General features: G+C 40.3%; 7 protein-coding genes. 3 read left to right on the top strand and 4 right to left on the bottom strand.

The genetic code is table 11. The features are described 5' to 3' along the window. Positions 1–23 precede the first annotated feature (23 nt). The 4 genes from V7K38_RS06705 to aroF form a co-directional block, all read right to left on the bottom strand. On the bottom strand, positions 24–1,547 hold the full coding sequence (locus tag V7K38_RS06705) for a long-chain-fatty-acid--CoA ligase (protein WP_334856433.1): 1,524 nt from the start codon (positions 1,545–1,547) through the stop codon (positions 24–26). Positions 1,548–1,742: 195 nt separating this feature from the next. Continuing rightward, on the bottom strand, positions 1,743–3,164 hold the full coding sequence (locus V7K38_RS06700; RefSeq protein ID WP_334856431.1) for a cytochrome P450: 1,422 nt from the start codon (positions 3,162–3,164) through the stop codon (positions 1,743–1,745). 335 nt (positions 3,165–3,499) lie between these two features. Beyond that, positions 3,500–5,209 (bottom strand): HAL/PAL/TAL family ammonia-lyase, encoded by a 1,710-nt coding sequence (locus tag V7K38_RS06695; protein ID WP_334856429.1) that lies wholly within the window; start codon positions 5,207–5,209, stop codon positions 3,500–3,502. A gap of 58 nt (positions 5,210–5,267) precedes the next feature. Then, entirely contained in the window at positions 5,268–6,377 is a 1,110-nt protein-coding gene (aroF, locus tag V7K38_RS06690) for a 3-deoxy-7-phosphoheptulonate synthase (RefSeq protein WP_334856427.1), read from the bottom strand. A 738-nt stretch (positions 6,378–7,115) separates the two neighbouring features. Between aroF and V7K38_RS06685 the strand changes: the two genes are divergently transcribed. The 3 genes from V7K38_RS06685 to V7K38_RS06675 all read left to right on the top strand — a co-directional run bounded on the left by V7K38_RS06685 (position 7,116) and on the right by V7K38_RS06675 (position 15,306). After that, entirely contained in the window at positions 7,116–10,487 is a 3,372-nt protein-coding gene (locus V7K38_RS06685) for a two-partner secretion domain-containing protein (RefSeq protein ID WP_334856425.1), read from the top strand. 160 nt (positions 10,488–10,647) lie between these two features. After that, the gene (locus V7K38_RS06680) at positions 10,648–14,820 is read left to right on the top strand and encodes a beta strand repeat-containing protein (RefSeq protein ID WP_334856424.1); all 4,173 of its coding nucleotides are present in this window, start codon (positions 10,648–10,650) and stop codon (positions 14,818–14,820) included. 156 nt (positions 14,821–14,976) lie between these two features. Next, positions 14,977–15,306, top strand: coding sequence for a hypothetical protein (locus V7K38_RS06675; protein WP_334856423.1), 330 nt, complete (start codon positions 14,977–14,979; stop codon positions 15,304–15,306). Positions 15,307–15,357: the final 51 nt, after the last annotated feature.

Genomic DNA, 15,357 nt, shown 5'->3' with positions numbered 1-15,357 from the left:
TTTTATTGAGTATTTAACTCAAACTAGGATTTATTTGTTAAGAGCCTTTTAGAACTTGATTGCTGGCGCAAAACTCGTTTTAGAACTTTCCCCGTTGGGTTTTTTGGCAAGAAATCTACAAAATTAATATTACAGGGAAGTTTATATTTTGCCATTCTTTCAGAGCAGAATTTGATGATTTGTTCTTCGCTAATTACGTGACCCTGTTTCAAAATAATATTTGCGTGAACTATCTCACCTTTATAATCATCATTTACACCATATACAGCTACCTCGGCAACAGATGAGTGTTGATAAATTACATTTTCTACTTCAGTTGGATATATCTTAAATCCAGACATATTAATCATGTCTTTTAAACGGTCAACGATATAGAAAAAACCGTCTTCATCTACCCGACCAATGTCGCCAGTATGGAACCAGCCATCTTTAATTACTTCAGCAGTTTCAAATGGGCGATTCCAATAACCAAGCATGACATTAGGCCCTCGAATTACTATCTGACCCAATTCACCAACCTCTACCTGATTACCCCTAGTGTCAATAACTTTCATTTCTACATTCTCGATGGGAGCGCCAATAGAACCGAGTTTGTATTTCAAATCGTGATTATAAGATGCACATGGTGATGTTTCAGTTAAACCATATCCTTCATTGATGACTTTTCCATACTTATCTTGCCAAGTTTGTGCAACTTCAATTGGCATCGGTGCGGCTGCTGAAAAGTAATAACGCACGCTATTGAGATTGTAACTAGATAAATCATTATTTAAGAGATTAATGAATATCGTTGGTACACCAAAGAACATTGTTACTTGATGAGTTGCGATCGCATTAAGTACTTGTTCAAGGTCAAATCGACGTTGTAGGATAATTGTAGCACAGACATTCAATGCGGCGTTGAGAATAGCATTTTGACCAAAACAATGAAATAAGGGTAAGTAAAGTAGTAATCGATCGTCTGGTTGCATTCCACAACAACGGTTTTGGGAATACATATTAGAAATTATGTTGCCGTGGGAAAGAGTTGCTCCTTTAGGAAAACCTGTTGTTCCTGATGTATAGACGATGCTAGCAGGAGCATCGCGTTCTATTTGAATAGCGTGTGCATTAGGAGAAGCAGTTTCCATTACTTTCGCTAAAGAAACTCCCTTTTTGGTGCTACCTTCTGCAATCAAAATATGCTCTAGCTCTGGTAAATCTACCTCTGGTACATTTTCAACGAGTGACTCTGTGGTAATTATTGCCTTAGCAGCACAATCATTGAAAATGTAGCTAACTTCATTGCTTTTGAGCATGACGTTAACTGAGACGACAACCGCACCAATTTTGAGAATACCAAGATAAGAAATGATAAATTCTGGAATGTTTGGTAAAAACAAAATGACGCGATCGCCTTTTTTAATTCCTAATCCATGTAACCCATTAGTAACACGATTTACTAGCTGATTAAGCTCTTTATAGGTAAAGAGTTGATCTTCAAATATCAGAGCATTTTTTTCAGGATATAATTGATGACCACGCTCGATATGATTGGCAATATTCATGGCTAAAAATACTCACTTAATTTTATTACGTTTGCCTATTTTTACAGTTATAAAATTCTCAAAAATTCATCGGCAAATTAAAACATCTGAAATAGTCATAACTTACGCAAACAATAATCGAAATCATGATTTTCTTATGAGGGCAATTAATGAACTGCTCCTACTGCGTGTGGTTTTGCGTAAGTCTTAATGGCATTAATGAGTTAATAATGTCTTTTGATTATTTAACTGACTGACGTTATCAACTTTAGTTCGTGGCTCCAATGTCATCATGATACCTTTGCGTGTTTGCAGAGTTAGCAATGGCTGGTATTCAACTGGATGTTCCGGCAATAGATTGAGGCGGAAACGTTGACATACCATTGCTACAATTAACTGAATTTCTGTTAACGCAAAGATGTCACCTAAGCACTGACGTTGGCCGCCACCGAAAGGAAAGTAGGCATAACGCGGACGATCGGCAGAGTTTTCTGGTGTGAATCGTTCAGGATCAAAGCCTTCAGGATTATCCCAAAAATCAGGGAGGCGGTGTGTAACAAAAGGACTAATTAAAAGCATGGAACCACCTGGGATATCATAGCCGCCAATGGAATCGTCAGCTAAGTTGTTGCGGGCATAAACCCAAGCACCCGGATAAAGTCGCATGGCTTCTTGAACAACCATTTTGGTATATTTAAGGTTCGGCAAATCTTCAAAAGTCGGGGTTCTTCCGGCCAATACTGTAGTCAGTTCTGCCTGTAATTGGCGTTCTATAGTGGGATACTTAGAAAGCAAATACCAAATCCAGCCGAGTGTGACAGCTGAGGTTTCAAATCCAGCCGAGAAGAGTCCAACTATCTGATCGTGTAATTGCCGATCGCTCAATCCTTTACCAGATTCATCCTGGGTACTCATGAACATTGAAAGTATGTCATGAGTAGTATCATTGCCTTGTTTGCGTTGCTGAATAATGTTGTTGGCAACTGTGCGGAGGGTGTTAATTGCTTGTGTAAACTGGCGATTTTTTGGCGTAGGGAAGCTAATAGGCGGCTTAATGACAGCCCATAAGCGATCGCTAAGAAACTTGTAAATAATATTCCAAGCTTGAATTAGTTTAGTAGTGTCGCTATCAGCTTCAATACTCAAAGTCGTTTTCAGGAGTATTTTCTGTGTTAGAACGAGCATTTCCTCAGAGACATCAAGAGTTGTACCGGCTGCTTTTTTTTGCCAGCGTTCTAACATCTGGTCAGTAAGCTGGGTCATGTCATCGACCATCGCGGAAATTTGCTGACGGTGAAAAGATGGTTGCATTAGGCGACGTTGGGAACGCCATGAATCACCCTCACTAATTACCAAGCCTTCACCAATTACCAGTTTTATATCCTTGAAATTTTCACCTTTTGTATAGTTTTGAGGATTTTCTTGCAATACATACTTAATACAATCTGGATCGGCAATTAAGTAAAGTTGTTGCGGGCCAATTGCCCCTAAATGGACAACACCACCATGCTCACGCGCTGCATTAGTAAGAAATTGTAATGGATTTGTTGACATTTGTGGAAAGCAGCCAATAATCGGAAAACCGCGTGGACCAGGAGGATTTTTCCGTACACTTTGATATATATTCTGTTGAACCATTGTATTTTCTCCCCAATTTAATAGAAAAAATTATTATTTTTCGTAACAGATTGAGATGATCTGAGAAGACAATACACTAGGCTTAAGCAATTTTTTTCTTCTCTTTCTTCTCTCTGAGTCCTCCGCGCCTCTGCGGTAATGCCTCCGGCACGCTCCGCGAACGTAAAAAAACTGTCTCTTGCATCTCCTATAAGAAGTTTAAAGATTGTTTGAAAAGTGTTTAATTGATCCCTTTTAACTCTCCCTTAAAAAGGGGGGAACCGGATTTAAAGTCCCCCAATATATAAAGGAATTTAAGAGGATCTAGAACCCTTGGCTAACGCTCAGAGAACTTTTCAAACATCCTCTAAGGTCAACAAAAGATTGTTAACTGCTTGCACAATTTGTCCGCTATTGGCAATATCACTTGCAATTTTGGCAATGTGTTCGTCTAGGGCTTGTTCGTTATCGTCCCAAATGTAAGGTCGTTCAGCAGAAGGCGCTTGTCCGACGACATTACGAATTGCTAGATATAAATCTCTAGTTGCAGGCGAGAGTGTAGCGCGAGCATCATAATGTTCCAAATTTTTGTATGTGCGTAAATCAACTGCTTGCACACCAAACATTAAAGCGATCGCTATATATTGTTGAAAGATTTCTACTGATTGACGTGCTAAATTTGCAGAAGCAAAACCTTGGCTGTTGATATTTTGGTTATATTGTTCTGCGTGGGTAGGAAAACGATCGGCTATAGAATTTCCATAGAAGGTTAACAGAGGCATAATCGAGTTGCCAGTAATTTGCAATCCCTTCAACCCCATGTTGACACTTCGCTCTGTGTTACCAACTAAAGATGGAGATAACCCATTGTTAAATTCTGGTGCTACCAAGTACGCTATTTGTACATCTAAGTGTTTAGCTAACAACCCGATGTAATAACGCAATTGATCCATCCCTACACCAATATACTGTCCTAAAAAATTACCGCCATGATAACTTGCTTGGTTTTCTAAATCGATAAGTGGGTTATCAGTTACAGAGTTAATTTCTACTTCAATTTGTTTTTTTATTTGGTCAAAACCATCGACAATTGGCCCCATGTATTGAGGTAAACAACGTAGTGAATAACGATCTTGAATCGGATGTACGCCACGATATTTGTGATCGCCATCTAACTCGTCTCTAACTAACTGTGAACCTTCTAACAGGTTGAGCATTTGATCGGCAGCCCATTTTTGTCCTGAATGTGGTTTGAGTTTATGGATAAATGGGTGGAATGATTGATTAGTCCCATTTAAACCTTGAATAGCTAAGGCGTGGGCAGCCATTGACAAACCTAAGAGGTTTTTGGTGTCGTAGACGCAATTAGCAGCGATACCTGTCATGACTGAAGTGCCATTCATCATTGCTAATCCTTCTTTAGGAAGTAGGTGCATTGGCTCTAAATTCAGCTTTTTGAGTGCTGTTAGGGCGTTTATTTCTTCACCGTTAAAGTCAACGGTGTAACTGGAATTTAAACCAATCAATGCCCCGGTAATATATGCTAAGGGTGTTAAATCACCACTAGCACCAATGGAACCGAATTCGCAGACATGAGGTGTAACACCAGCATTCAGAAATATTAACATCCGCTTGAGGATTTCTAAACGAATCCCCGATGCACCACTAATGTGGGAATTCACACGTAGAAGCATGGCAGCCCGAACATCAACCAGAGGTATTTTTTTACCTGCGCCTACTTTGTGATACCACATCAAATTATTTTGTAGTAAAGTCGCAGATTCAGGAGAAATTACTACATTTGCCATCCCACCAAAACCAGTTGTCACCCCATAAATAGGTTCACCAGATTCAACGGCATTACGAATATAATCGCAGGATGCTTGGATATTAGCGAGTTTTTCTGGATCGTCAGTTAAACGTACCTGTTTGCCATAACGCGCTACACTAATTACTTCTTCAACAGTGAGATTGCGATCGCCTACGACTACAGCATCATCAGAACTAGAGACAAAAGGAAAGGCAGTTTTTTGGGCAGTGTTTGTACTTAAGCTAACTGTATTCATGTTTTTGATAGTTTGTTGTGACTAAAGTTTTCAATCTTGGCTGACGAGTGAACAATTCTTAAAGAACCCCAATCTTCCAATTTGCTAAGGATGTCTGCGACTGAGTTACTTTACTGTTTATGTATCTTGGTTCTTGCCAGCGACCAAAGAATTTGCCCAGAGGAGTGATTTCTTTCATAAATTGCTCAAAGTTAGGAAAATTGAGCGACTGAGGCCCATCTGAAAGGGCTTTTTGAGGGTTAGGGTGAACTTCAACCATGAGCGAATCACAACCAGCCGCGATCGCAGCCAGCGACATTGATGTCACCAATTCCGATTTACCAGTAGCGTGACTAGGATCGATCGCAATTGGAAGGTGAGTCAAATTACGCAAAACCGGAATTGCAGATATATCTAAAGTGTTGCGTGTATATTCCCTGTCAAAGGTTCTAATGCCTCGTTCACACAAAATCACATTGGGATTTCCTGCTGCCAAAATATACTCTGCTGACATCAGCCAATCTTCAATAGTGGCTGACAAACCACGTTTGAGGAACACAGGTTTATTTGTTGCACCGACTTTTTTCAAAAGAGAAAAGTTTTGCATATTGCGTGCGCCAATTTGCAAAATATCTGCAACTGATGAAATTACTTCCAATTCAGCCGCATCCATTACTTCAGTAATAATACCCAAACCAGAAACCGCTTTAGCTGTTGCTAGCCACTCCAGGGCACTTTCTCCATGTCCCTGGAAAGCATAAGGTGAAGTTCTGGGTTTGTAAGCACCTCCTCTGAGAAACTTTGCACCTGCTGCTTTGACTCGCAGTGCAGTTTCTACAATCATCTCTTCGCTTTCTACAGAACAGGGTCCGGCAATTACGACTACAGGATGGTTTTGACCAAAAGTGATGGTTTCAGAGGGTGTAAACACCTTGACTTCACTGGGTTCACCATTACGAAACTCTAAACTAGTCCGCTTGAATGGCTTCTTTATCCGCAGCACTTGCTCAATAAAAGGGCTTAAATTTTGCACTTGGCGCACGTCGATTTCTGTCGTATCACCAATCAAACCAATAGCTACTTTGTGTTTACCTACAGAGAGTTCTGGGACAACATTCCAGCGTGAAAGTTCTGTGAGTAATAAGTCGATTTCTTGTCGAGTGGAACCGGATTTCATGACGATAATCATCGTTTCAACATCCTTATAAAATATGTATGCAATTAACTTGTACAAATCTGAAATTGTGTAATTACTTAGCTTAAAAACCAGGAAATAGTGGCGTTCAGTAGTTTTACTGTTGCCCATGAGTTACACAATATCTGAGAAGTTCATAGGAAGCCACAACCTTTTCTGCTGCTTTGTGTGCAGTTTTTCCACCTGGAAGATGCAGAAAAGTGCATTGACAGCTTTTATGCAATTTTTAGCCAAAAAATAAGACTTTTGTAAGAAAAATAACTTGTGGTGTAATATCACGTCCGGTTAATTAGTTATGATTCCCACGATCATTGCACCCCACCCTAACCCTCGCCTTTATAAGGGGAGGGAACCGGATTTCCGATTTCCCCCCTTTATAAGGGGGGGTAATACGACTTGTATGTACACCGTAGCCGCACGCGGGGAGGGGTTCTTCGGTTTAACAAGTAATCAAGCGGACATGATATGTTGCGATCGCACCTTAGCCAAAACCCTTATTCTCACGTAGGGGCAATTCATGAATTGCCCCTACCGAAGCAGACATGAGAAAAACCGGATAATGCAGAAATGCGTAGCTGTAAGGCTAGTCGTCAGACATCGCTCCATTGCAGAAAACTGCATAATTAACAAAATATTCGCTTATTTATTATCCAAAGGTGCAATTCTATTAGATACTCAAAGAATCTATATCAATAACACCTTATGATAATTAAATACAGATCATACAGGTTTTTGCAGTTTGGATTAACAGGCTTATTGAGTTGGTTAATTGTTAGTATTCTTACTGCTAAAACCCAAGCACAGCAAAGTAATATCGTACCTGATAAAACACTTGGCGCTGAGTCCTCTCAAGTTATAGGCAACTATCAAGGACAGCCCATAGAAGCAATTACAGGTGGTGCAACTCGCCAAAGCAATCTATTTCACAGCTTTCAAGAATTTAATATCAGCGAGGGACGGGGAGCGTATTTTTTCAGCCCTAACGCAAATATTCAGAATATTTTGGCACGAGTGACAGGTAATAACCGTTCAGAAATTTTGGGGATACTCGGCACATTCGGTAATTCTAACCCAAATTTATTTTTGATAAATCCCAATGGCATTGTGTTTGGCAAAAATGCCAGTTTAGATGTACAGGGTTCCTTTCTGGGGACGACAGCAAATAGCTTAATCTTTCCCAATGGGGTAGAGTTTAGCGCCATAAATCCTCAAGCACCGCCGTTATTAGCTATCAATGTACCTGTTGGTTTGCAATTTGGTTCACAACCTGGAAGTATTACTAGCCAAGCAGTGATTCGAGATTCACAGGGAAATATTATTGATGCTTTACGTGTTGGCTCTGGTAGCACACTAGCACTTATAGGGGGTGAAATCACCTTGGATGGTAGTTATTTGTTTAGTCAAAATGGACAAGTTAAATTAGGAGCAGTTGGTGGAGATACAACTGTTGGGCTAAATGTCAATGGCTCCTCATTGGGTTTTAAATTACCAGAAAATTTCGGACGCGCACCCATCAACTTAACAAATAGTAGCTTCATCATTGCAAGTGGCAATAGTGCAATTGAACTATTTGGGGGAGAGATTGGACTAAACGGTTCGTCTATTTTTGGTAGAAATGGCGGCTCAATTGTTGTTGATGCAACTCAATTGAATTTAGATAACAGTGCTGGAATTCTCAGCGCTACTTCTGGTGCAGCAAAGGGTGGTGATATTCAAATTCAAGCCAGCGATGCAGTAATTCTTGCTAACAGCAGTTTGATTGTATCTGCTAGCAGCGCTTTAGCCACGGGTGGGGGTGGTGACGTTAGCATCAATGCCGGGAAAATCACAATTAGCGGAGATGGAATAGCAGAAAATAGCGGTACTATCTCTGCATTGAGTTTTGGCCAAGGCAATGGAGGGAACCTGACTTTAAATGCTACGGACTCGGTTAATATCAATGGTGGCTTTGTCTCTGTTGGATCTGCTGGTGTAGGTAATGGAGGAAACTTGACACTGCGAGCCACAGATGCTGTCAATATCACTAACAAAGCTTCTTTAGGACTTGGAAGCTTTGGTTCAGGTTCAACAGGCAATCTGCGGATTGAAACGGGTACTTTGCGAGTTCAAAATAATTTATTAGGAAGCGGAGTGACAGCAAATTCATCTGGTGGTGGAAATGTCGGTTCTATTTCGATTCAGGCTCGGAATGCGGTTGAGGTGACTCAGAGTAATATATCTACGGCTATTGCTACACCACGAGGAAGTACAACTCAAGCAATAGCAGGGGATATCACCATTGAAACCCAGCGACTTAATCTCAAAGATAGCGGTCAGATTAGAACGGATACTAATAGCAGTGCAAATGCAGCTAACATTTTTATTAAAGCTAATGAATACGTAGATATTAGCGGTTACTCTAGCTATGTATCAAGCAGTACATTTTCTGGCTCAGGAAATGGAGGTAATTTAACGATTGAAACGCCGCGAGTCACTGTTAGTCAAGGAGGACATATAGACACCACATCCATGCAAAGCAGTGGTAATGCCGGGAATATTACCATCCGCGCCAAAGATGTAGAATTGGATGGGTTTGTTTTCATACCTAAAGAACAGTTTTTGGCTGCACTAGATCAAGCTGGTGTGGAAGAAATTTTGTCTGACCCTCTAACACAAGAATTTCTGTCTCGCTTCGGGGGTACTTTTTATAGAAGTAACTTATCCTCGGATGTGTTGAAAAGTAATGCAGATGTGCGGGGTGGTACGATAACTATTGACACAGAACGGTTGCGGTTGAGTAATGGTGGAAATATATCAGCCTCAATTTTAATAGGGGGTAAAGGACAAGGGGGTAATTTGGTGGTTAGTGCCACTGATTCTATTGATATTACTGGGGTTGGTGGAGAACTACTAGATGGCTCATTTGCACCATCAGGTTTATTTGCAGAATTACAAACGGGGGGAATTGGTTCTGGGGGCAGCATTGACGTGACAACAGGACGCTTAAACCTCAGCAATCAGGGAGAAATTTCTGCCGGCACATTCAGTCAAGGTAATGCCGGAAATATTGGGATTAATGCCGAGAAAATTGATTTACGAGGAAGTAGCAGCATTAGAACTCAGGTTGACAGTGAAGCTAAGGGTAATGGAGGCAATATCAACATCAAAACTCAACTATTAAATGTCCAAGAAGAATCGCAGATATCATCAGGAACTAGGGGAAATGGAAATGCAGGTAATTTAACAGTAAAAGCTGATAACATTATCCTGACTGGTTCAGACAGTGAGTTTGCAACTGGATTACTATCATCAGTTCAGGAAGGGGCTAATGGTAAAGGTGGCGATATAGATATTACTACCAATCGCCTGATTGTGCGTGATGATGCTGAAATTGTCTCCGGCAGCTTCGGTACAGGTGACGCTGGAAATATTAGAATTAAGGCTAATTTTCTGGAAATTCTTGGTAAAGGTAGCGGAATCGCTTCTTTCACAAATGCAGGTAATGGTGGTAACATTACGCTCGATATCCATGATTTATTACTTTTGCGCCGTGGCGGTTTAATTTCCACTACCGCAGGTAGGGCAAAAGCAGGTGGCAATGGCGGTAACATCAACATCAATTCTAAATTCATCATCGCTATCCCCAAAGAAAACAGCGACATTAGCGCGAATGCATACACCGGTTCCGGTGGAAATGTCCAAATCAACTCTCAAGGGATCTTCGGTATCGAGTCGCGTCCAAAACCAACCGAAAAAAGCGATATTACTGCAAGTTCAGAATTAGGCGTTTCAGGTACAACAAATATTAACGCACCTGATACCAATTCTATTCAAAACGGCTTTACCCAATTATCTCCAGTTATTGATACCAATGCACTCATCGCCAATAGCTGTATTTCACGCGCTACTAAACGACAAGAAAACTCTTTTACTATCACTGGTTCTGGTGGTTTGAATACTAATCGTCCGGGAATTTTAGTTTCTACCTATTACACAACTGGAGATATACAAAGTGTTGAAACTACATCCCATACTTGGAAGAAAAACGAGCCAATTATCGAACCACAAGGATTATATCGGCTGAATAATGGAAAGATGGTATTGAGTCGAGAATGTTCTAATTAATGTTACCCATTTGCCTTTTGTGCTTATTTGCTTGCAAGTACATGCATAGAGAATAGACAAATTACAAAAAATTGCATAATTAATAATTAATATTTGCTTATTTATTATCCAAAGGTGCAATTCTATTAGATACTCAAGTAATCTAATAGAATTGCATCAAATGACCAGAGAATACGAATTACAAAAGTGTTTGCGGTTTGGATTAGTAGGGTTAGTGGGCTGCTTTTGCTTAAGTCTCTCCACAGTAAAAACCCAAGCACAGCAAAGTAATATCGTACCTGACAAGACACTTGGGGCTGAGTCCTCTCAAGTTATAAGTAACTTTCAAGGACAACCAATAGAAGTAATAACAGGTGGTGCAACTCGCCAAAGCAATCTATTTCATAGCTTTCAAGAATTTAATATCAGCGAGGGACGGGGAGCATATTTTTTCAGCCCTAGCGCAGATATTCAGAATATTTTGGCACGGGTGACAGGGAATAACCGTTCAGAAATTTTGGGGATACTCGGCACATTCGGTAATTCTAGCCCAAATTTATTTTTGATAAATCCCAATGGCATTGTGTTTGGGAGAAATGCCAGTTTAGATGTAGAAGGTTCCTTTGTGGGGACGACTGCAAACGGTTTGCAGTTTGGGAATCAAGGGGTTTTTAGTGCCACAAATCCCCAAGCCGTGCCATTGTTGACTATTAATCCTTCAGTATTGCTGTTTAATCAAATCCAAGCAAATGGAGGAATTATCAATCAATCCCAAGCACCCGCAGGTATTAATCCCATCGGTGATGATGTTACAGGTTTGCGAGTTGCTGATGGTAAAAGTTTGCTGCTTGTTGGTGGAAATATCAATATAGATGGCGGGAGTGTTCGCGCTTATGAGGGAAACATTGAGTTAGCGGGTTTGGCTGCACCGGGAAATGTGGGATTAAATATGGTGGGTGATAATTTTGGTTTAGTTTTACCTGAAAATGTTGAACGTGCCGATGTTTCGTTGAGTAATGGCGCAGAAGTTAATGTTCGCGGTGCGGGTGGCGGAAATATCAACATTCAAGCTCGAAATGTAAATTTGGCAGAGGGAAGTGTATTAAGAGCGGGAATAGATATAGGTTTAGGCAGTCCAAATAGTAAAGGTGGAAATATTACTGTTAATGCTACAGGAGATACAACATTAATAAATGGAAGTGCGATCGTTAACGTAGTCCAAATAGGAGCATTTGGTCAAGCTGGCGATATCAACATTGCAACTGGGACATTGACGTTAGAAAAGACTGGACAAATCAATGCTAATCTCTACGGGCAAGGCAATGCAGGAAATGTAAATATCAATGCTCAAGGTAATATCAGTTTTCGTAACTCGATACTAGGGGAATCTAACGGAATTTTTGTCAAGGTAAATGAAGGCGCTATAGGTAATGGTGGTAACGTTACTATTAATACCAGTTCTTTGGAAATAAACGATGGTTCAGAAATTCAAGGTAGCATTTATGGTAAAGGTAATTCTGGTAATATCATCATTAATGCTCGTAATAATATTTCGTTAGATGGTAATGCCGGTAATGTTTTTAGCCGGATTATTAATGATGTGCAACCCACTGCTGAAGGTAACGCAGGTAATATTGAAATCAGAACAGGTACGCTAAAAGCTACTAATGGAGCCTTTATTAGTAGCAGTACCAATGGCAAAGGAAATGCGGGAAATATTAGTATTAATGCTCTTGATAATATAGCCTTTGATACTAATAGTGATGCTAGTAGTGATGTTTCTAATGAAGGGGTAGGTAACGGAGGAAATATTTATCTGAAAACAGGTTCCCTCTCGTTAACTAACGGCGGGCAAGTATCAACAAATGTGTCAGGACAAGGTAATGCTGGAAATATTACTGTGGAAGCCTCTGGTAATGTCAAGCTAGATGGCGTTTTCATTGAGGCGGGTAAGTTTTATCTTAATAACTTAGATTATGATGTGTTCAGTGGTTTGAAAAGCAACTTAAATATTGGAGGTGTCGGCAAAGCAGGAAATATTCAAGTGACAACAGGATCGCTTTCTGTTACTAATGGTGCTGAAATATCTAGCTTTACTGCTGGAGTTGGAAATGGAGGAGATATCACTATTAATGCCCGCGATAATGTAACATTTTCAGGTTTTGGAGGGAGAGGAAAATATGGCAGTATAGTGTCAAGTCAAGGTATTTATAAGGCAATAGGTAATGGTGGTGATATTCGCATCACTGCGGGTAATTTACTGCTGAAAGATGGCGGACAAATAAGTGCTTTCAATGGCGCACAAGGAAATGGAGGTAATATTTTTCTTGATATTGGCAATACTATTACTTTTGATGGAATTGGCGGTAATGGTTTGCCTAGTAAAGCCGATACGCAAGCATACAGTGGTAAGGCCGGAAATATTCAAATTGAAACAGGATCGCTGTTATTAACAAATGGGGGTACGATATCTTCTTCACTTTTTGAAGGAAAGGGGGGTAATGGTGGAAATATCACCATTAATGCTCGTGATACGGTCAAAATTGATGGTGTCGTCAAGGGTGTAACTTTGAATAATGGCCAAATTATTAATGTAAATAGCGGTTTATTTAGTAACTTACTGAGTGGTGAAGGTAAAGGAGGTGACATCAAAATTACAACAGGTTCACTTTCCGTCACCAACGGCGCAGCCATTTCTGGAAGTACAGATGGAAAGGGAAATGGAGGCAATATCACCATTAACGCCCGCGATACAGTAACTTTTGATGGTGGTGAAAATGATTTATTTACTTCCGTAGGCACTGTGGCGGGAAGCAATAGCACGGGTAACGCGGGGAATATTGACATCAAAGCGAGGGAGTTATTTATAAAAAATGGTGCTTCACTTGCCGCTTTTACTAGTAGTCAAGGTAATGGTGGTAATATCTTTGTCGATACGCGCGATGCTGTTACCTTTGGCGGAAGCAATAGTAAAAATGTGCCAAGCGGGGTATATATCTATGCTAGTGGAAGCGGGAATGGTGGAAATATTCAGGTTAAAACAGGAACGTTGACGCTAAAAAATGGCGCTAGTATTCTCACCTCTGCAAAACGGAATGCTGGAAATATAAATATTGATACCCGCGATGCTGTAATTATCGATGGTATTAGTGGCGCTTTTAGTTTTTTAGAGGATGGAGGTGTTGGCAAAGGTGGGGATATTCAAATAACAACCAATTCCTTAAAACTAAGCAATGGCGGACAACTTGCTGCTACCAGTTTTGGTAAAGGTAATGCAGGTGACATTATAGTTAATGCTAGCAATGCGATTGCTATTGATGGTGTTGGTAGTAATGGAAAATCAAGTGGTGTTTTTAGTACCTTACAAGGTGAAGGTAGGGGAGGCAATATTAACCTGACAACAGGTTCTTTATTTTTAACTAATGGTGGAATAGTCAATGCTGGTACTTATTCTAGAGGCGATGGAGGTAATATTACCATTGATGCACGCGATCGCATTTTTATTGAGGGTGTTAGCACCACAGGTTTTTCTAGCGGTGTTTTTAGTACAGTCAATCAAGACGCTGTGGGCAATGGAGGTAATATTAACCTGACAACAAATTTTTTATTTTTAAATCGCGGGGGAATCAGTTCAAGCAGCTTTGGACAAGGAAAAGCCGGAGATATTAATATTAATTCTGCTTCTACAGCACTTGATAAAGCATCTATTGCTGCAATAACTAACTCTGGTGATGGTGGAAATATTAATTTCAGTGCCAGCGATCGCTTATTATTGCGTAATGGTAGCCAAATTTCGACCACCGCAGGTACAGCGCAATCAGGTGGCGATGGTGGTAACATCAATATTGATTCCAGATTTATCGTTGCCGTCCCCGAAGAAAACAGCGACATCGCAGCCAATGCCTTTACAGGAATAGGTGGAAAAGTTCAAATCAACTCGCAAGGTATCTTTGGTATCGAGTCACGGACAAAACCAACCAAAAAAAGTGATATTACCGCCAGTTCAGAACTTGGCGTTTCAGGTGTTATCAACATTAACGCACCTGATACCAGTTCCATTCAAAACGGCTTTACCCAATTATCTCCAGTTATTGATACCAATGCACTCATCGCCAATAGCTGCATTTCACGCGCTACTAAACGACAAGAAAACTCTTTTACTATCACTGGTTCTGGTGGTTTGAATACTAATCGTCCGGGAATTTTAGTTTCTACCTACTACACAACTGGAGATGTACAAAGCTTTGAAACTACATCCCATGCTTGGAAGAAAAACGAGCCAATTATCGAACCACAAGGATTATATCGGCTGAATAATGGACAAATGCTATTGAGTCGAGAATGTTCTAATTGATTTTATGCATCCAGCCTTTCTGCTTGTTTGCGTACAGTATACAGGTGGAGAATGGAGAATTACAGAAAACTGCATAATTAACAATTATTCGTTTATTTATTGTCCAAAGGTGCAGTTTTATTAGATACTCAAATAATCTATATAAAAGCCCACCTAATGACGATCAAATACGGATTACACAAGTGTTTGCAGTTTGGATTAGCAGGCTTACTAGGCTGGTTAAGTGCAAATATCTCCACAGCAAAAACCCAGGCACAGCAAAGTAATATCGTACCTGATAAGACACTTGGCGCTGAGTCCTCGCAAGTTATAAGTAACTTTCAAGGACAACCAATTGAAGTAATTACAGGTGGTGCAAGTCGCCAAATCAATCTATTTCACAGCTTTCAAGAATTTGATATCAGCGAGGGACGAGGGGCGTATTTTTTGAGTCCTAGCGCAGATACAGCACTTCCGGCTGTTATGAGGTACAGTAGCAGCAACTAGCAAACCAGTTTCTTAAATGTTGAGGATTTATTAAGTCGAGTGCAACTGAGA

This window comes from Nostoc sp., from assembly GCF_036917465.1.
GTDB lineage: Bacteria > Cyanobacteriota > Cyanobacteriia > Cyanobacteriales > Nostocaceae > Nostoc.
This window is presented reverse-complemented; position numbering and strand designations above follow the sequence as displayed.

Coding starts and splice junctions, on each gene's coding strand:
- V7K38_RS06680 (WP_334856424.1), top strand. CDS start 10,648: ATGACCAGAGAATACGAATTACAAAAGTGTTTGCGGTTTGGATTAGTA.
- V7K38_RS06705 (WP_334856433.1), bottom strand. CDS start 1,547: ATGAATATTGCCAATCATATCGAGCGTGGTCATCAATTATATCCTGAA.
- V7K38_RS06695 (WP_334856429.1), bottom strand. CDS start 5,209: ATGAATACAGTTAGCTTAAGTACAAACACTGCCCAAAAAACTGCCTTT.
- V7K38_RS06700 (WP_334856431.1), bottom strand. CDS start 3,164: ATGGTTCAACAGAATATATATCAAAGTGTACGGAAAAATCCTCCTGGT.
- aroF (WP_334856427.1), bottom strand. CDS start 6,377: ATGATTATCGTCATGAAATCCGGTTCCACTCGACAAGAAATCGACTTA.
- V7K38_RS06675 (WP_334856423.1), top strand. CDS start 14,977: ATGACGATCAAATACGGATTACACAAGTGTTTGCAGTTTGGATTAGCA.